We start from the raw sequence: 16,294 nt of genomic DNA on the forward strand, positions 1-16,294 counted from the left end.
GGACGAAGGCCTGCGCTTCGCGATCCGCGAAGGCGGCCGCACCGTCGGCGCCGGCGTGGTGGCGAAGATCATCAAGTAAGCCCCTGCGTTTCCGCCGCTTCTGCCTGCAGAAGCGGGGTGGGGTGAAGGCAGGCGGCGCAAGCCGCCGTTGCCTTTTTCGGAAGCAACAAGTTTTTTCGATACGCCAGTAGCTCAATTGGCAGAGCAGCGGTCTCCAAAACCGCAGGTTGGGGGTTCGAGTCCCTCCTGGCGTGCCAATCGCGGGAAGCCCGTCGTGGATTCCCTGTAGAGGGATGACGTTTTGACCAGCCATACGCTGCCTACCCAGTCCGCCAGCGCCGGGGATATCGCCAAGTACGCCGCGGCCTTGTTGCTGGTGGCTGCGGGCATCTTCGTTTACTACTGGTTCGAGGGTTCCTGGCCGTCGGGCGTCCGCATTCTGGCGATCGTTGCGGGGCTGGTGCTTGGCGGCGTGGTGTTCTTCGGGACCGCCAAGGGTGTCCGCACCCGTGGCTTCCTGTCCGAATCCCGCTTCGAACTGCGCAAGGTGGTCTGGCCGACCCGGCAGGAAGCCACCCGTACGATGTGGGTCGTGATCGCCGCGGTCATCATCATCAGCCTCATTCTCGCTGCCTTCGACTGGGTGATCCAGCTCGTCGTGAAGGCGCTGCTCGGTTCGTGATGGAGACCCCAGTGAGCAATTCCGAAGTCCATAAGCGCTGGTACGTGGTTCACGCCTATTCCGGCTTCGAAAAGTCGGTGGCGCAGGCGCTGCGCGACCGCATCGTGCGCATGGAAATGCAGGAGCGCTTCGGCGAGGTGCTGGTCCCCACCGAGGAAGTGGTGGAGATGCGTGGCGGCCAGAAGCGTCGTTCCGAACGCAAGTTCTTCCCCGGTTACGTATTGGTCCAGATCGCGACGCATACCGAAGACGGTATCCCGCGCATGGACAGCGAATCCTGGCACCTGGTGAAGGAAACCCCGAAGGTGATGGGTTTCATCGGCGGTACCGCCGACCGTCCGCTGCCGATCCGCGACGAGGAGGCTGACGCCATCCTGCAGCGCGTGCAGGATGGGGTGGAGAAGCCGAAGCCGAAGGTCCTGTTCGAGCCGGGCCAGATGGTGCGCGTGGTCGATGGCCCGTTCAACGATTTCAACGGCGTGGTCGAAGAGATCAACTACGAGAAGAGCCGCCTGCGCGTGGCGGTGCTGATCTTCGGCCGTTCCACCCCGGTGGAGCTGGAGTTCGGTCAGGTCGAAAAGGCCTGATTACCGCCTGCGGGCGGCGCTCCTCGAAAACCTGTTATCATTGTCGGCTCCCTCGCGGGAGCTGACTGCGTGTCGGTCGCCTCGGCGGCAGGTGGCGTGGGCAGCAAGCATGAAGGGTGGCGGCGTGACGCCGGGACGCGTCGCCTCCAAATAAACATGATCCCGGTCCGATGGGGAGCCTGCAACCCAGGCGTTCGCACCCGGAGACAATCCAATGGCAAAGAAAGTAGTTGGTTACATCAAGCTGCAGGTGAAGGCCGGTCAGGCCAACCCCTCGCCGCCGGTCGGTCCTGCGCTGGGTCAGCGCGGCCTGAACATCATGGAGTTCTGCAAGGCGTTCAACGCGGCGACCTCCAAGCTGGAGCCGGGCCTGCCGACGCCGGTGATCATCACCGCGTACTCGGACCGCACCTTCACCTTCGTCACCAAGAGCACCCCGGCGACCGTGTTGCTGAAGAAGGCGGCGGGCGTCACCTCGGGCTCCAAGCGCCCGAACACCGAGAAGGTGGGCAAGGTCACGCGCGCGCAGCTGGAAGACATCGCCAAGGCGAAGGAACCGGACCTGACCGCGGCCGATCTGGACGCGGCGGTGCGCACGATCGCGGGCTCGGCCCGTTCCATGGGTCTGACGGTGGAGGGCTGAGACAATGGCACTGAACAAGCGACAGAAGGCGATCCTCGCCGCCACCGTCCCGGGCAAGGCTTACGCCATCGAAGAAGCCCTGAAAATCCTCAAGGACAACAGCAAGGCCAAGTTCGTCGAAGCGATCGACGTGGCCGTGCGTCTTGGCGTCGACGCCAAGAAGTCCGACCAGCAGGTGCGCGGTTCCACCGTGCTGCCGGCCGGTACCGGCAAGTCGGTGCGCGTGGCGGTGTTCTGCCCGGCCGGCGCCAAGGCTGACGAAGCCCTGGCCGCTGGCGCCGACGTGGTGGGCATGGACGAGCTGGCTGAGAAGATGATCGGCGGCGACCTGAACTACGACGTGGTCATCGCCACCCCGGACGCGATGCGCGTGGTCGGCAAGCTCGGCCAGGTGCTGGGCCCGCGCGGCCTGATGCCGAATCCGAAGGTCGGCACCGTGTCGCCGAACCCGGCCGAGGCGGTCAAGAACGCCAAGGCTGGCCAGGTGCGTTACCGCACCGACAAGGCCGGCATCATCCACTGCACCATCGGCAAGGCCAGTTTCGAGAACGACGCGCTGAAGGGCAACCTGCAGGCGCTGCTGCTGGACCTGATCAAGGCCAAGCCGGCCACTTCGAAGGGTACCTACCTGCAGAAGATCTCGATCAGCTCCACCATGGGCCCCGGCGTGACCGTGGACCAGTCCTCGCTGACCCTGAAGTAATGCTCCATACCGCGTCGCCCCGGCGACGCGGTGGTTCGAAATTTTGAAGGCCCCGCTCGAGCCCTCGAGCGGAAGCCGTCAAAGACCGCAGGTGCGGTTCGCGCAGGGCAACGACGGGCATGGATGCTCACATGGCATGGAATCGCCGTTGCCGAAGGCGGGATCGCTTAATCCGCATCCGATCAGGATGCTGGCCTGCGCAGATGGTGATGCCCTTCTGGAATGTTGTTTTCAAGACACCTCTGGATGGCCACCACCGGGATGCAGTGCATCCCCGATGCCAAGGACCGGCATCGCCCAGGACCGTCAACGGCTGGAGCCGGGGGCGGAGTTCATAAGAGGAGTGACTATGGCTCTCAATCTGTCCCAGAAACAGAACGTTGTCGCCGAGGTGGCCGAAGTTGCCGCCAAGGCACACTCCTTGATCGCAGCCGAATACGCAGGCACCACGGTCAGTCAGATGACCGCGATGCGCAAGAAGGCCCGCGAAACCGGCGTGTACTTGAAAGTCGTCAAGAACACGCTGGCCGCGCGCGCCGTGGAAGGTACCGATTTCGCAGTCGCAAAGGACTCGATGGTCGGCCCCCTCCTGTATGCGTTCTCGACCGAGGAGCCCGGCGCCGCCGGTCGCCTGATCAAGGAATTCGCAAAGGGTAACGACAAGCTGCAACCGAAGCTGGTCGTGGTCGAAGGGCAGCAGTACGGCCCCGCGCACGTCGAAGTGTTGGCCTCGCTGCCGACCCTGGAACAGGCGCTTGGCATGCTGGCCCGCGTGCTGGCCGAACCGGCGGCGATGTTCGCCCGTGCGGTCAAGGCCGTGGCCGACCAGCAGGGTGGCGGCGACGCCGCTCCGGCTGCCGAAGCCGCCGCCGAAGCCGAACCGGCCTGAATCCCAGCGACCTGACAACGTTCCCACTCATACGAAACATATCCAGAGGTAATTGAAATGTCCCTGACCAACGAGCAGATCGTCGACGCCATCGCCGCCAAGTCGCTGATGGAAGTGATGGAGCTGGTGAAGGCCATCGAAGAGAAGTTCGGCGTCTCCGCCGCCGCCCCGGTGATGGCTGTCGCCGCCGCCGGCCCGGCCGCCGCCGTCGAAGAACAGACCGAGTTCAACGTCATCCTGAAGTCGGCCGGCGACAAGAAGGTCGAAGTGATCAAGGCCGTCCGCGCCATCACCGGCCTGGGCCTGAAGGAAGCCAAGGACCTCACCGAGGCCGGCGGCACCGTGAAGGAAGCCGTGTCGAAGGAAGACGCCGAGAAGATGAAGAAGGACCTCGAGGCCGCTGGCGCGACCGTCGAAGTCAAGTAATCCGCTGTTGCGTCGCCTGGCAGAACACGCTGGCGACCACCGAAGGCTGGGGACGAAAGTCCCCGGCCTTTGGCCGTTGTAGAAGCAACCGTTCCAGACCGTTCGAGTTGGCAGTCGGAAGTAGCGGGAGAAGGCGTGCTGGTGCCGGCAATACCAGCGACTTCCCACTGCCAGTTTGATATTCCCCCGTTGGCCGCCCGCGGCCGCACATGACGAGGCGCACGCTCCATGACTACCGCCAAACAGTATTCGTTCACCGAAAAGAAGCGCATCCGCAAGGACTTCGGCAAGCGCCGTTCGATCCTGGAAGTGCCCTTCCTGCTCGCCATCCAGGTGGATTCCTACCGCGAATTCCTGCAGGAACACGTGGACGCCTCCGCCCGCGACGACAAGGGCCTGCATGCCGCGCTGAAGTCGGTGTTCCCGATCTCCAGCTACAGCGGCAACGCCGCGCTGGAATACGTGGGCTACAAGCTGGGCGAGCCGGCGTTCGACGAGCGCGAGTGCCGCACCCGCGGCCTGTCCTATGGCGCGCCGCTGCGCGTCACCGTGCGCCTGGTCATCTATGACCGCGAGTCGTCGACCAAGGCGATCAAGTACGTGAAGGAGCAGGAGGTCTACATGGGCGAGATCCCGCTCATGACCGACAACGGCACCTTCATCGTCAACGGCACCGAGCGCGTCATCGTCTCCCAGCTGCACCGCAGCCCGGGCGTGTTCTTCGACCACGACCGCGGCAAGACCCACAGCTCGGGCAAGCTGCTGTTCTCTGCCCGCGTGATCCCCTACCGCGGCTCGTGGCTGGACTTCGAGTTCGACCCGAAGGACGCGCTGTACACCCGCATCGACCGCCGCCGCAAGCTGCCGGTCAGCGTGCTGCTGCGCGCGCTGGGCTACAACAACGAAGAGATGTTGAACGAGTTCTTCGACATCAACACCTTCCACATCGAATCCGAGGGCGTGCAGCTGGAGCTGGTGCCCGAGCGCCTGCGCGGCGAAACGCTGGACTTCGACCTGGCCGATGGGGACAAGGTCATCGTCGAAGCGGGCAAGCGCATCACCGCGCGCCACGTCAAGCAGCTGGAAGCCGCCGGCGTTGCCGCGCTGTCGGTGCCGGACGACTACATCCTCGGCCGCATCCTCTCGCACGACGTCATCGATCCGGCCACCGGCGAGCTGCTGGCCTCCGCCAACGACGAGATCAGCCTCGACACCCTGGACAAGCTGCGCAAGGCGGGCATCGCCAGCGTCGGCACCATCTGGGTGAACGACCTCGACCGCGGCCCGTACCTGTCCAACACCCTGCGCATCGACGGCACCAAGACCCAGCTGGAAGCGCTGGTCGAGATCTACCGGATGATGCGTCCGGGCGAGCCGCCGACCAAGGACGCCGCGCAGAACCTGTTCCACAACCTGTTCTTCACCTTCGAGCGCTACGACCTGTCCACGGTCGGCCGGATGAAGTTCAACCGCAGGCTGGGCCGCAAGGAAGTCACCGGCTCACCGGTGCTGTACGACGCCAAGTATTTTGCCGACCGCAAGGACGAGGAATCGGTGCGCCTGCGCAACGAGGCCACCCACAAGTCCGACATCCTCGACGTGATGAAGGTGCTGTGCGAAATCCGCAACGGCCGCGGTGTGGTGGACGACATCGACCACCTCGGCAATCGCCGCGTGCGCTCGGTCGGTGAAATGGCCGAGAACGTGTTCCGCGTGGGCCTGGTCCGCGTCGAGCGCGCGGTCAAGGAGCGCCTGTCGATGGCCGAGTCGGAAGGCCTGACCCCGCAGGAGCTGATCAACGCCAAGCCGGTGGCGGCCGCGATCAAGGAGTTCTTCGGCTCCTCGCAGCTGTCGCAGTTCATGGACCAGAACAACCCGCTGTCGGAAGTGACCCACAAGCGCCGCGTGTCGGCGCTGGGCCCGGGCGGCCTGACCCGCGAGCGCGCCGGCTTCGAAGTGCGCGACGTGCATCCCACGCACTACGGCCGCGTCTGCACCATCGAGACCCCGGAAGGCCCGAACATCGGCCTGATCAACTCGCTGGCGGTGTTCGCCCGCACCAACCGCTACGGCTTCCTCGAGACGCCGTACCGCAAGGTCGTGGACGGCCGCGTCACCGACGAGATCGAGTTCCTGTCGGCGATCGAGGAAAACGAGTACGTCATCGCCCAGGCCAACGCGCCGCGCGACGACAAGGGCAACATCTCCGCGCAGTTCGTGGCCTGCCGCTTCCAGGGTGAAAACCTGCTGAAGCCGCCGAGCGAGATCCACTTCATGGACGTCTCGCCGATGCAGACGGTGTCGGTGGCGGCGGCGCTGGTGCCGTTCCTGGAGCACGATGACGCCAACCGCGCGCTGATGGGCGCGAACATGCAGCGCCAGGCGGTGCCGACCCTGCGCGCGCAGAAGCCGCTGGTGGGTACCGGCATCGAACGCGCACTGGCGCGCGACTCCGGCGTGACCGTGAACGCGCGTCGTGGCGGCGTGGTCGAGCAGATCGACGCCGGCCGCATCGTGGTCAAGGCGCACGAGTCCGAGATCTCCGGCGAGCACGATGCCGGCGTGGACATCTACTCGCTGGTCAAGTACACCCGCAGCAACCAGAACACCTGCATCAACCAGCGCCCGCTGGTGAACGTGGGCGACGTGGTGGCGCGCGGCGACGTGCTGGCCGACGGCCCGTCCACCGACATCGGCGAGCTGGCGCTGGGCCAGAACATGCTGATCGCGTTCATGCCGTGGAACGGCTACAACTTCGAAGACTCGATCCTGCTCTCCGAGCGCGTGGTCGAGGAGGATCGCTACACCACGATCCACATCGAAGAGCTGACCGTGCAGGCGCGCGACACCAAGCTGGGGCCGGAGGAGATTTCCGCCGACATCCCGAACGTGTCCGAGCAGGCGCTGGGCCGCCTCGACGAGTCCGGCGTGGTCTACATCGGTGCGGAAGTTCGCGCCGGCGACATCCTGGTGGGCAAGGTGACGCCGAAGGGCGAGAGCCAGCTGACCCCGGAAGAGAAGCTGCTGCGCGCGATCTTCGGCGAGAAGGCCTCGGACGTGAAGGACAGCTCGCTGCGCGTGCCCCCGGGCATGGACGGCGTGGTCATCGACGTGCAGGTGTTCACCCGCGATGGCATCGAGAAGGACAAGCGCGCGCGCCAGATCGAGGAAAACGAGATCAAGCGCGTCAAGAAGGACTTCGACGACCAGTTCCGCATCCTCGAGAACGCGATCTACGCCCGTCTGCGCGAGCAGCTGCTGGGCAAGATCGCCAACGGCGGCCCGGGCGTGAAGAAGGGCGACACCGTCTCGTCGCTGGTGCTGGACGGCATCAAGCGTTCCGACTGGCTGCAGCTGCGGATGAAGGACGACGACGCGGCCGATGCGATCGAGCGCGCCGCCAAGCAGCTCGACGCGCACCAGAAGGAGTTCGAGCGCCGCTTCGCCGACAAGCGCTCCAAGATCACCCAGGGCGATGACCTTGCCCCGGGCGTGCTGAAGATGGTCAAGGTGTTCCTGGCGGTGAAGCGCCGCATCCAGCCGGGCGACAAGATGGCCGGCCGCCACGGCAACAAGGGCGTGGTGTCGAAGATCGTCCCGGTCGAGGACATGCCTTACATGGCCGACGGCCAGACCGTCGACATCGTGCTGAACCCGCTGGGCGTGCCGAGCCGCATGAACATCGGCCAGGTGCTGGAAGTCCACCTGGGCCTGGCCGCGAAGGGCCTGGGCCAGAAGATCCAGCGCATGCTGGACGCACAGACGAAGGTCGCCGAGCTGCGCAAGTTCCTCGGCGAGATCTACAACCACGACAGCAAGACCCACATCGAGCGCGTGGACCTGACCCAGTTCAGCGACGAGGAACTGTTGGGCATGGCGAAGAACCTCACCGACGGCGTGCCGATGGCCACCCCGGTGTTCGATGGCGCCACCGAAGCCGAGATCAAGACCATGCTGCGGCTGGCGGATCTGCCGGAATCGGGCCAGACCCAGCTGTTCGACGGCCGCACCGGCGAGGCGTTCGACCGCCAGACCACCATTGGCTACATGCACATGCTGAAGCTGAATCACCTGGTCGACGACAAGATGCACGCGCGTTCGACCGGCCCGTACTCGCTCGTCACCCAGCAGCCGCTGGGCGGCAAGGCGCAGTTCGGCGGCCAGCGCTTCGGTGAAATGGAAGTCTGGGCGCTGGAAGCCTACGGCGCGGCCTACACCCTGCAGGAAATGCTGACGGTGAAGTCCGACGACGTGCAGGGCCGCAACCAGATGTACAAGAACATCGTCGATGGCGAGCACGAGATGGTCGCGGGCATGCCGGAATCCTTCAACGTCCTGGTGAAGGAAATCCGCAGCCTGGCCATCAACATGGAACTCGAGGAGCGCTGAGTTTCGCGACGGCGCGGCGATCACGCCGCGCCGACCTGCAGAACCCATTGCCCCCGACCCGGAGAATCCAAATGAAAGATTTGCTGAACCTCTTCAACCAGCAGCGCCCGACGCTGGACTTCGACTCGATCAAGATCGCGCTGGCCAGCCCGGACCTGATCCGTTCCTGGTCCTACGGCGAGGTGAAGAAGCCCGAGACGATCAACTACCGCACCTTCAAGCCCGAGCGCGACGGCCTGTTCTGCGCCGCCATCTTCGGTCCGATCAAGGACTACGAGTGCCTGTGCGGCAAGTACAAGCGCATGAAGCACCGCGGCGTGGTGTGCGAGAAGTGCGGCACTGAAGTGACCCTGGCCAAGGTGCGCCGCGAGCGCATGGGCCACATCGACCTGGCCTCGCCGGTCGCGCACATCTGGTTCCTCAAGTCGCTGCCGTCGCGCATCGGCCTGATGCTGGACATGACCTTGCGCGACATCGAGCGGATCCTGTACTTCGAAGCGTTCGTGGTGACCGAGCCGGGCCTGACCCCGATGGAGCGCGGCCAGCTGCTGACCGAAGAACAGTTCCTGCAGGCGCGCCAGGAGCACGGCGACGATTTCGACGCGGCGATGGGCGCGGAAGCGGTCTATGACCTGCTGCGCACGATCGACCTGCAGAGCGAGATCGTGCAGCTGAAGGAGGAGATCGCCTCCACCGGCAGCGAAACCAAGCTCAAGCGCCTGACCAAGCGGATCAAGCTGATCGAGGCTTTCATCGAGTCCGGTAACCGTCCGGAGTGGATGGTCATGACCGTGCTGCCGGTGCTGCCGCCGGACCTGCGTCCGCTGGTGCCGCTGGACGGCGGCCGCTTCGCGACCTCCGACCTGAACGACCTGTACCGCCGCGTCATCAACCGCAACAACCGCCTGCGTCGCCTGCTGGAGCTCAACGCGCCGGACATCATCGTGCGCAATGAAAAGCGCATGCTGCAGGAGTCGGTGGATGCGCTGATGGACAACGGCCGCCGCGGCCGCGCCATCACCGGGACCAACAAGCGCCCGCTGAAGTCGCTGGCCGACATGATCAAGGGCAAGCAGGGCCGCTTCCGCCAGAACCTGCTCGGCAAGCGCGTCGACTACTCCGGCCGTTCGGTCATCGTGGTGGGCCCGTACCTGAAGCTGCACCAGTGCGGCCTGCCGAAGAAGATGGCGCTGGAGCTGTTCAAGCCCTTCATCTTCGCCAAGCTGCAGCTGCGCGGCCTGGCCACCACCATCAAGGCGGCGAAGAAGCTGGTCGAGCGCGAAGAGGCCGAGGTGTGGGACATCCTCGAAGAGGTGATCCGCGAGCACCCGGTGCTGCTGAACCGCGCCCCGACCCTGCACCGCCTCGGCATCCAGGCGTTCGAGCCGGTGCTGATCGAAGGCAAGGCGATCCAGCTGCACCCGCTGGTCTGCACCGCGTTCAACGCCGACTTCGACGGTGACCAGATGGCCGTGCACGTGCCGCTGTCGCTGGAAGCGCAGCTGGAAGCGCGCGCGCTGATGATGGCGTCCAACAACATCCTGTCGCCGGCCAACGGCGAGCCGATCATCGTGCCGTCGCAGGACGTGGTGCTGGGCCTGTACTACATGACCCGCGCGCTGGAGAACAAGGCGGGCGAGGGCATGGTGTTCGCCAACATCGCCGAAGTGAAGCGCGCCTACGACAACCGGGTGGTGCAGCTGCACGCCAAGTGCAAGGTGCGCATCACCGAAACCGTGCTGGCCGAGGACGGCAGCCGCAGCCAGCAGACCTCGATCGTGGACACCACCATCGGCCGTGCGCTGCTGCGCGAGATCCTGCCGGAGGGCCTGCCGTTCGCGCTGGCCAACACCGAGCTGAGCAAGAAGAACATCAGCCGCCTGATCAACAGCTGCTACCGCATGCTGGGCCTGAAGGACACGGTGGTGTTCGCCGACAAGCTGATGTACACCGGCTTCGCCTACGCCACCCGCGCTGGCGTGTCGATCGGCATCGACGACATGACCATCCCGCTGGAGAAGAAGTCGATCCTCGACGAGGCCGAGGCCGAGGTGCTGGAAATCCAGCAGCAGTACCAGTCGGGTCTGGTCACCGCCGGCGAGCGCTACAACAAGGTGGTCGACATCTGGTCGCGCACCAACGAGCGCGTGGCCAAGGCGATGATGGACACCATCGGTACCGAGAAGGTCCTGAATGCCAAGGGAGAGACCATCGACCAGAAGTCGATGAACTCGATCTACATCATGGCCGACTCCGGCGCGCGTGGTAGCCAGGCGCAGATCCGCCAGCTGGCCGGCATGCGTGGCCTGATGGCCAAGCCGGACGGCTCGATCATCGAGACCCCGATCACCTCGAACTTCCGCGAGGGCCTGAACGTCCAGCAGTACTTCATCTCGACCCACGGTGCCCGTAAGGGCCTCGCGGATACCGCGCTGAAGACCGCGAACTCCGGTTACCTGACCCGCCGCCTGGTCGACGTGGCGCAGGACGTGGTGATCACCGAAACCGACTGCGGCACGCTCAACGGCCTGACCCTGACCCCGATCGTGGAGGGCGGCGACGTGGTCGAGCCGCTGAAGGACCGTGTGCTGGGCCGCATCGTGGCCGAGGACGTGTTCCTGCCGGGCAACGACGAGGATCCGTTCATCACCCGCAACACCCTGATCGACGAAGCCTGGGCGCTGCGCCTGGAAGAAGCCGGCGTGCAGGTGATCAAGGTGCGCAGCACCATCACCTGCATGGCGCCGTTCGGCGTGTGCGCGCACTGCTACGGCCGCGATCTGGGCCGTGGCCATCTGGTCAACCACGGTGAAGCCGTGGGCGTGGTCGCCGCGCAGTCCATCGGCGAGCCGGGCACCCAGCTGACAATGCGTACCTTCCATATCGGTGGTGCGGCTTCGCGTGCGGCGGCGATCGACAACGTGACGGTGAAGACCACCGGCTCGGTGAAGTTCAACAACCTCAAGTTCGTCACCCACGCCGACAGCCACCTGGTCGCGGTGTCGCGCTCCGGCGAACTGTCGGTGCTGGACAACCACGGTCGCGAGCGCGAACGCTACAAGCTGCCTTACGGCGCCACCATCCAGCTGCAGGATGGCGGTGAAGTCAAGGCTGGACAGGTGGTGGCCAACTGGGATCCGCATAACCACCCGATCGTCTCGGAAGTGGCGGGCTTCATCCGCTTCGTCGACTTCGTCGACGGCGTGACCGTCATCGAGAAGACCGACGAACTGACCGGCCTGGCCTCGCGCGAGATCACCGATCCGAAGCGCCGCGGCTCGCAGGGCAAGGACCTGCGTCCGGTGGTGCGTATCGTCGACAAGGACGGCAACGACCTCAACATCCCGGGCACCGACCTGCCGGCGCAGTACCTGCTGCCGCCGCGCTCGGTGGTGAACCTGCAGCACGGCGCCGCCGTGGGCGTGGGCGACGTGGTCGCGAAGATCCCGCAGGAAGCGTCCAAGACCCGCGACATCACCGGTGGTCTGCCGCGCGTGGCCGACCTGTTCGAGGCGCGCAAGCCGAAGGATCCGGCGGTGCTGGCCGAGAAGTCCGGCGTGATCTCGTTCGGCAAGGACACCAAGGGCAAGCAGCGCCTGATCATCAAGGGGCCGGATGGCGAGGAGCACGAAGAGCTGATCCCGAAGTACCGCCAGATCATCGTGTTCGAAGGCGAACACGTGGAGAAGGGCGAGACCGTGGTGGACGGCGAGCCGAGCCCGCAGGACATCCTGCGCCTGAAGGGCGTCGAGGAGCTGGCCGCCTATCTGGTCAAGGAGATCCAGGACGTCTATCGCCTGCAGGGCGTGAAGATCAACGACAAGCACATCGAGGTGATCATTCGCCAGATGCTGCGCAAGGTCGAGATCGTGGACCAGGGCGACTCCAAGTTCCTCAATGGCGAGCAGGTCGAGCGCCAGCGCGCCATCGAGGAGAACGAGCGTCTGGCCCGCAAGGGCGAGATCGCTGTCAAGGTGGAGCCGGTCCTGCTGGGCATCACCAAGGCCTCGCTGGCGACGGAGTCGTTCATCTCGTCCGCGTCGTTCCAGGAGACCACCCGCGTGCTGACCGAGGCGGCGGTGCGCGGCACCCGCGACACCCTGCGCGGCCTGAAGGAAAACGTGATCGTCGGTCGTCTGATCCCGGCCGGCACCGGCTTGGCCTACCACAGCCAGCGCCGCAAGAACGCTTCGGGCCTGACCGAGGCGGAAATGGCGACCCTGGCCGGCGAACCTGCCGACGCCACGCCGGCGGAGTAATGCAGTTCCAGTCCCGCCCGGCCTGATCGCCGGGCGGGGCTTGCCGTAGCGATGGGCAGCTGGTATAGTCGCCCGGTTATTCGATGGCGTTTAGCCATCCAGATCACCAAATGAGGTCGCAGGAAGCGCCTCGTGTTGGGTCCAGGACGGACGGGATCGCAGATCAATCACCGCTGCCCGCGATGCGGGTGGGGTGGTTTTTCGGTATGGCTGCGTTTGATCGCAAGATCGAGCGCGGGCTATACTTTTTCGTCTTGGCTGGCTGGATTGCGACTTGGATCCGGCCCGCTTTGTCTCCGAATGGGCCCCAGGCCCGCCAATTGAGCCCCGAAATGGCAACGATCAACCAGCTGGTGCGCAAGCCGCGCAGCCCGGAAACCTACAAGAGCACCTCGCCCGCGCTGGCTAACTGCCCGCAGCGTCGCGGCGTGTGCACCCGCGTGTACACCACCACCCCGAAGAAGCCGAACTCGGCACTTCGCAAGGTCGCCAAGGTGCGTCTGACCAACGGCTACGAGGTCATCTCGTACATCGGCGGCGAAGGCCACAACCTGCAGGAGCACAGCGTGGTGCTGATCCGCGGCGGTCGCGTCAAGGACCTGCCGGGCGTGCGCTACCACACCGTGCGCGGTTCGCTGGACGCCGCCGGCGTTGCCAAGCGCAAGCAAGCGCGCTCCAAGTACGGCGCCAAGCGTCCGAAGTCCTAAGCGGCTGGCCGCCCGGCATCGTCCGGGAACAGGTTCATCCACGCAGATAAACGGTGGGCTGCCGCCCGCCCTACGAGAGAAGCAACATGTCCCGTAAAGGCAATACTCCGCAGCGCTCGGTGCTGCCAGACCCGAAGCACGGAAGCGAAACCATCGCCCGCTTCATCAACATGGTCATGCAGAGCGGCAAGAAGTCGGTCGCCGAGAAGATCGTCTACGGCGCGATGGACGTGATCGGCGAGAAGAACCCGAGCGCGCTCGAGCTGGTCGAGAAGGCGCTGGGCAACGTGTCGCCGTCGGTCGAGGTGAAGTCCCGCCGTGTCGGTGGCGCCACCTACCAGGTGCCGGTCGAAGTGCGCGCCTCCCGCCGCATGGCCCTGGCGATGCGCTGGCTGATCGAATCCGCCCGCAAGCGCGGCGAGAACTCGATGCCGCGCAAGCTGGCCGGCGAGCTGATCGACGCGTCCGAGAACCGTGGTGGCGCGATCAAGAAGCGCGAAGAAACCCACCGCATGGCCGACGCGAACAAGGCGTTCGCCCACTACCGCTGGTAATTCCGGCGGCGTTCCAGGGCGGGTGGCCGCGATCCTTGCCATCCCGCCTCGCGGCCCCGAACAGGCCGTGAGACCCCGAAGGCCGCCGACAGGCGGCATTCGGTCATTCCGAAATCCGAAAAAATTGAGAGGCTCCCGTGGCCCGTTCCACTCCCATCGAGCGTTACCGCAACTTCGGCATCATGGCCCACATCGATGCCGGCAAGACCACTACGTCCGAGCGCATCCTGTTCTACACCGGCAAGAGCCACAAGATCGGTGAAGTGCACGACGGTGCCGCCACCATGGACTGGATGGAGCAGGAGCAGGAGCGTGGCATCACGATCCAGTCCGCCGCCACCACCGCGTTCTGGAAGGGCATGGACAAGTCCCTGCCGGAGCACCGCTTCAACATCATCGACACCCCCGGGCACGTCGACTTCACCATCGAAGTCGAGCGTTCGCTGCGCGTGCTCGACGGCGCGGTGTTCGTGCTGTGCGCGGTCGGCGGCGTGCAGCCGCAGTCCGAGACCGTGTGGCGCCAGGCCAACAAGTACCACGTGCCGCGCATCGCGTTCGTCAACAAGATGGACCGCACCGGCGCGAACTTCCTGAAGGTCCGCGACCAGCTGAAGGCGCGCCTGGGCGCTGCCCCGGTGCCGATGCAGGTGCCGATCGGCGCCGAGGACAATTTCGAGGGCGTGGTCGACCTGCTGAAGATGAAGGCGATCCACTGGGATACCGCCAGCCAGGGCCTGACCTTCGAGTACCGCGACGTTCCGGAAAACCTGAAGGCGGAGGCCGACGAGGCGCGCGCGTTCATGGTCGAGGCCGCGGCCGAGGCCAGCGAAGAGCTGATGGACAAGTACCTCAACGAGGGCGAGCTGTCCGAAGCCGAGATCGTCGAGGGGCTGCGTCAGCGCACCCTGAAGACCGAAATCGTGCCGATGTTCTGCGGCACCGCGTTCAAGAACAAGGGCGTCCAGGCCATGCTGGACGGCGTGATCAACCTGCTGCCGTCGCCGGTCGACGTGCCCTCCATCAAGGGCGTGGATGTGGACGACGAGACCAAGGAGCTGGAGCGTCATTCCAGCGACAAGGAGCCGTTCTCGGCGCTGGCATTCAAGATCATGACCGACCCGTTCGTGGGTTCGCTGACCTTCTTCCGCGTCTACTCGGGCGTGCTCAACGCCGGCGATCAGGTGCTGAACTCGGTCAAGGGCAAGAAGGAGCGCATCGGCCGCGTGCTGCAGATGCATTCCAACAATCGCGAAGAGATCAAGGAAGTGCTGGCTGGCGACATCGCCGCGGCGGTGGGCCTGAAGGACGTCACCACCGGTGACACCCTGTGCTCGATCGACGCGCCGATCATCCTCGAGCGCATGAGCTTCCCGGAGCCGGTGATCTCGATGGCGGTCGAGCCGAAGACCAAGTCCGACCAGGAGAAGATGGGCAACGCCCTGAGCCGTCTGGCGCAGGAAGATCCGTCTTTCCGCGTGCGCACCGACGAAGAGTCCGGCCAAACCATCATCGCCGGCATGGGCGAGCTGCACCTGGACATCATCGTCGACCGCATGAAGCGCGAGTTCAACGTCGAGGCCAACGTCGGCAAGCCGCAGGTGGCCTATCGCGAGACCATCCGCAAGACCGACGTCAAGAGCGACTACAAGCACGCCAAGCAGTCGGGCGGCAAGGGCCAGTACGGCCACGTGGTGATCGAGCTGTCGCCGATGACCGAGGCCGACAAGGCGAACCCGGACGTCAAGAACGACTTCCTGTTCGTCAACGACATCACCGGCGGCGTGATCCCGAAGGAGTTCATCCCGGCGGTCGAGAAGGGCATGCGCGAAACCATCACCAGCGGCCCGCTGGCCGGCTATCCGGTGGTCGGCGTCAAGGTCAAGCTGGTGTTCGGCTCGTACCACGACGTCGACTCGTCGGAAATGGCGTTCAAGCTGGCCGCGTCGATGGCGTTCAAGGAAGGTTTCCGCAAGGCCGATCCGGTCCTGCTGGAGCCGATCATGAAGGTCGAGATCGTCAGTCCCGAGGATTACCTCGGCGACGTGATGGGCGACGTTAGCCGCCGCCGCGGCGTGCTGCAGGGCCAGGACGACAGCCCGTCGGGCAAGATCATCAACGCGATGATCCCGCTGGGCGAAATGTTCGGCTACGCCACCTCGCTGCGCTCGATGTCGCAGGGTCGTGCCACCTTCACGATGGAATTCGACCATTACGAAGAGGCACCGAACAACATCGCCGAAGCGGTCATCAAGAAGGCCTGACGGCCGCCTCGCGAGATCCGGGATCCACATTGGTCCCGGATCCCGTGAACCAGCATTCCCGGGGGGTCGCGCAGGCGGCACCCCAGTCCCAAATCCCCAATCTCGGAGTTTCAGGCAATGGCAAAGGGTAAGTTCGAGCGCACCAAGCCCCACGTGAACGTGGGCACGATCGGTCACGTCGACCACGGCAAGAC

The 16,294-nt window shown here is 65.1% G+C and carries 12 protein-coding genes and 1 tRNA gene; all 13 read left to right on the forward strand.

From position 1 onward, the window contains the following. Positions 1-79: EF-Tu C-terminal domain-related protein (locus tag E5S66_RS13320; protein WP_454651434.1), on the forward strand; the 79-nt coding region annotated here is incomplete at its 5' end. A 102-nt stretch (positions 80-181) separates the two neighbouring features. After that, a tRNA-Trp gene (locus tag E5S66_RS13325) sits at positions 182-257 on the forward strand. Positions 258-301: 44 nt separating this feature from the next. Further along, positions 302-682: a preprotein translocase subunit SecE gene (gene secE / locus E5S66_RS13330; protein ID WP_028840195.1), complete on the forward strand. Its 381-nt coding sequence runs from the start codon at positions 302-304 to the stop codon at positions 680-682. A gap of 11 nt (positions 683-693) precedes the next feature. Next, complete coding sequence (nusG, locus tag E5S66_RS13335) at positions 694-1,269, forward strand: transcription termination/antitermination protein NusG (RefSeq protein WP_246037250.1); 576 nt, start codon at positions 694-696, stop codon at positions 1,267-1,269. 214 nt (positions 1,270-1,483) lie between these two features. Further along, positions 1,484-1,912 carry a 50S ribosomal protein L11 gene (rplK, locus tag E5S66_RS13340; protein ID WP_028840193.1) on the forward strand — a complete coding sequence of 143 codons (429 nt, stop codon included), beginning with the start codon at positions 1,484-1,486 and terminating at the stop codon, positions 1,910-1,912. A 4-nt stretch (positions 1,913-1,916) separates the two neighbouring features. After that, positions 1,917-2,615: a 50S ribosomal protein L1 gene (rplA, locus tag E5S66_RS13345; RefSeq protein WP_028840192.1), complete on the forward strand. Its 699-nt coding sequence runs from the start codon at positions 1,917-1,919 to the stop codon at positions 2,613-2,615. 349 nt (positions 2,616-2,964) lie between these two features. Further along, entirely contained in the window at positions 2,965-3,504 is a 540-nt protein-coding gene (gene rplJ, locus E5S66_RS13350) for a 50S ribosomal protein L10 (protein ID WP_028840191.1), read from the forward strand. 57 nt (positions 3,505-3,561) lie between these two features. Then, positions 3,562-3,930, forward strand: coding sequence for a 50S ribosomal protein L7/L12 (gene rplL / locus E5S66_RS13355; protein WP_028840190.1), 369 nt, complete (start codon positions 3,562-3,564; stop codon positions 3,928-3,930). A 228-nt stretch (positions 3,931-4,158) separates the two neighbouring features. Then, positions 4,159-8,319 carry a DNA-directed RNA polymerase subunit beta gene (gene rpoB / locus E5S66_RS13360; RefSeq protein WP_138350019.1) on the forward strand — a complete coding sequence of 1,387 codons (4,161 nt, stop codon included), beginning with the start codon at positions 4,159-4,161 and terminating at the stop codon, positions 8,317-8,319. Positions 8,320-8,390: 71 nt separating this feature from the next. Then, positions 8,391-12,578, forward strand: coding sequence for a DNA-directed RNA polymerase subunit beta' (gene rpoC / locus E5S66_RS13365; protein WP_028840188.1), 4,188 nt, complete (start codon positions 8,391-8,393; stop codon positions 12,576-12,578). A 332-nt stretch (positions 12,579-12,910) separates the two neighbouring features. Continuing rightward, a complete protein-coding gene (rpsL, locus tag E5S66_RS13370; protein ID WP_028840187.1) occupies positions 12,911-13,285 on the forward strand; it encodes a 30S ribosomal protein S12 in 375 nt (124 codons plus the stop codon). Between the two features lie 86 nt (positions 13,286-13,371). Next, positions 13,372-13,839, forward strand: coding sequence for a 30S ribosomal protein S7 (gene rpsG / locus E5S66_RS13375; protein WP_138350021.1), 468 nt, complete (start codon positions 13,372-13,374; stop codon positions 13,837-13,839). Positions 13,840-13,976: 137 nt separating this feature from the next. After that, positions 13,977-16,100, forward strand: a complete 2,124-nt coding sequence (gene fusA / locus E5S66_RS13380) for an elongation factor G (RefSeq protein ID WP_138350023.1) — start codon at positions 13,977-13,979, stop codon at positions 16,098-16,100. Positions 16,101-16,294: the final 194 nt, after the last annotated feature.

This window comes from Thermomonas fusca (genome assembly GCF_005862345.1).
Taxonomy (GTDB): Bacteria; Pseudomonadota; Gammaproteobacteria; order Xanthomonadales; family Xanthomonadaceae; genus Thermomonas; species Thermomonas fusca.

Coding starts and splice junctions, on each gene's coding strand:
- rpsG (WP_138350021.1), top strand. CDS start 13,372: ATGTCCCGTAAAGGCAATACTCCGCAGCGCTCGGTGCTGCCAGACCCG.
- rplK (WP_028840193.1), top strand. CDS start 1,484: ATGGCAAAGAAAGTAGTTGGTTACATCAAGCTGCAGGTGAAGGCCGGT.
- rpoB (WP_138350019.1), top strand. CDS start 4,159: ATGACTACCGCCAAACAGTATTCGTTCACCGAAAAGAAGCGCATCCGC.
- rplL (WP_028840190.1), top strand. CDS start 3,562: ATGTCCCTGACCAACGAGCAGATCGTCGACGCCATCGCCGCCAAGTCG.
- rpoC (WP_028840188.1), top strand. CDS start 8,391: ATGAAAGATTTGCTGAACCTCTTCAACCAGCAGCGCCCGACGCTGGAC.
- rplJ (WP_028840191.1), top strand. CDS start 2,965: ATGGCTCTCAATCTGTCCCAGAAACAGAACGTTGTCGCCGAGGTGGCC.
- rpsL (WP_028840187.1), top strand. CDS start 12,911: ATGGCAACGATCAACCAGCTGGTGCGCAAGCCGCGCAGCCCGGAAACC.
- rplA (WP_028840192.1), top strand. CDS start 1,917: ATGGCACTGAACAAGCGACAGAAGGCGATCCTCGCCGCCACCGTCCCG.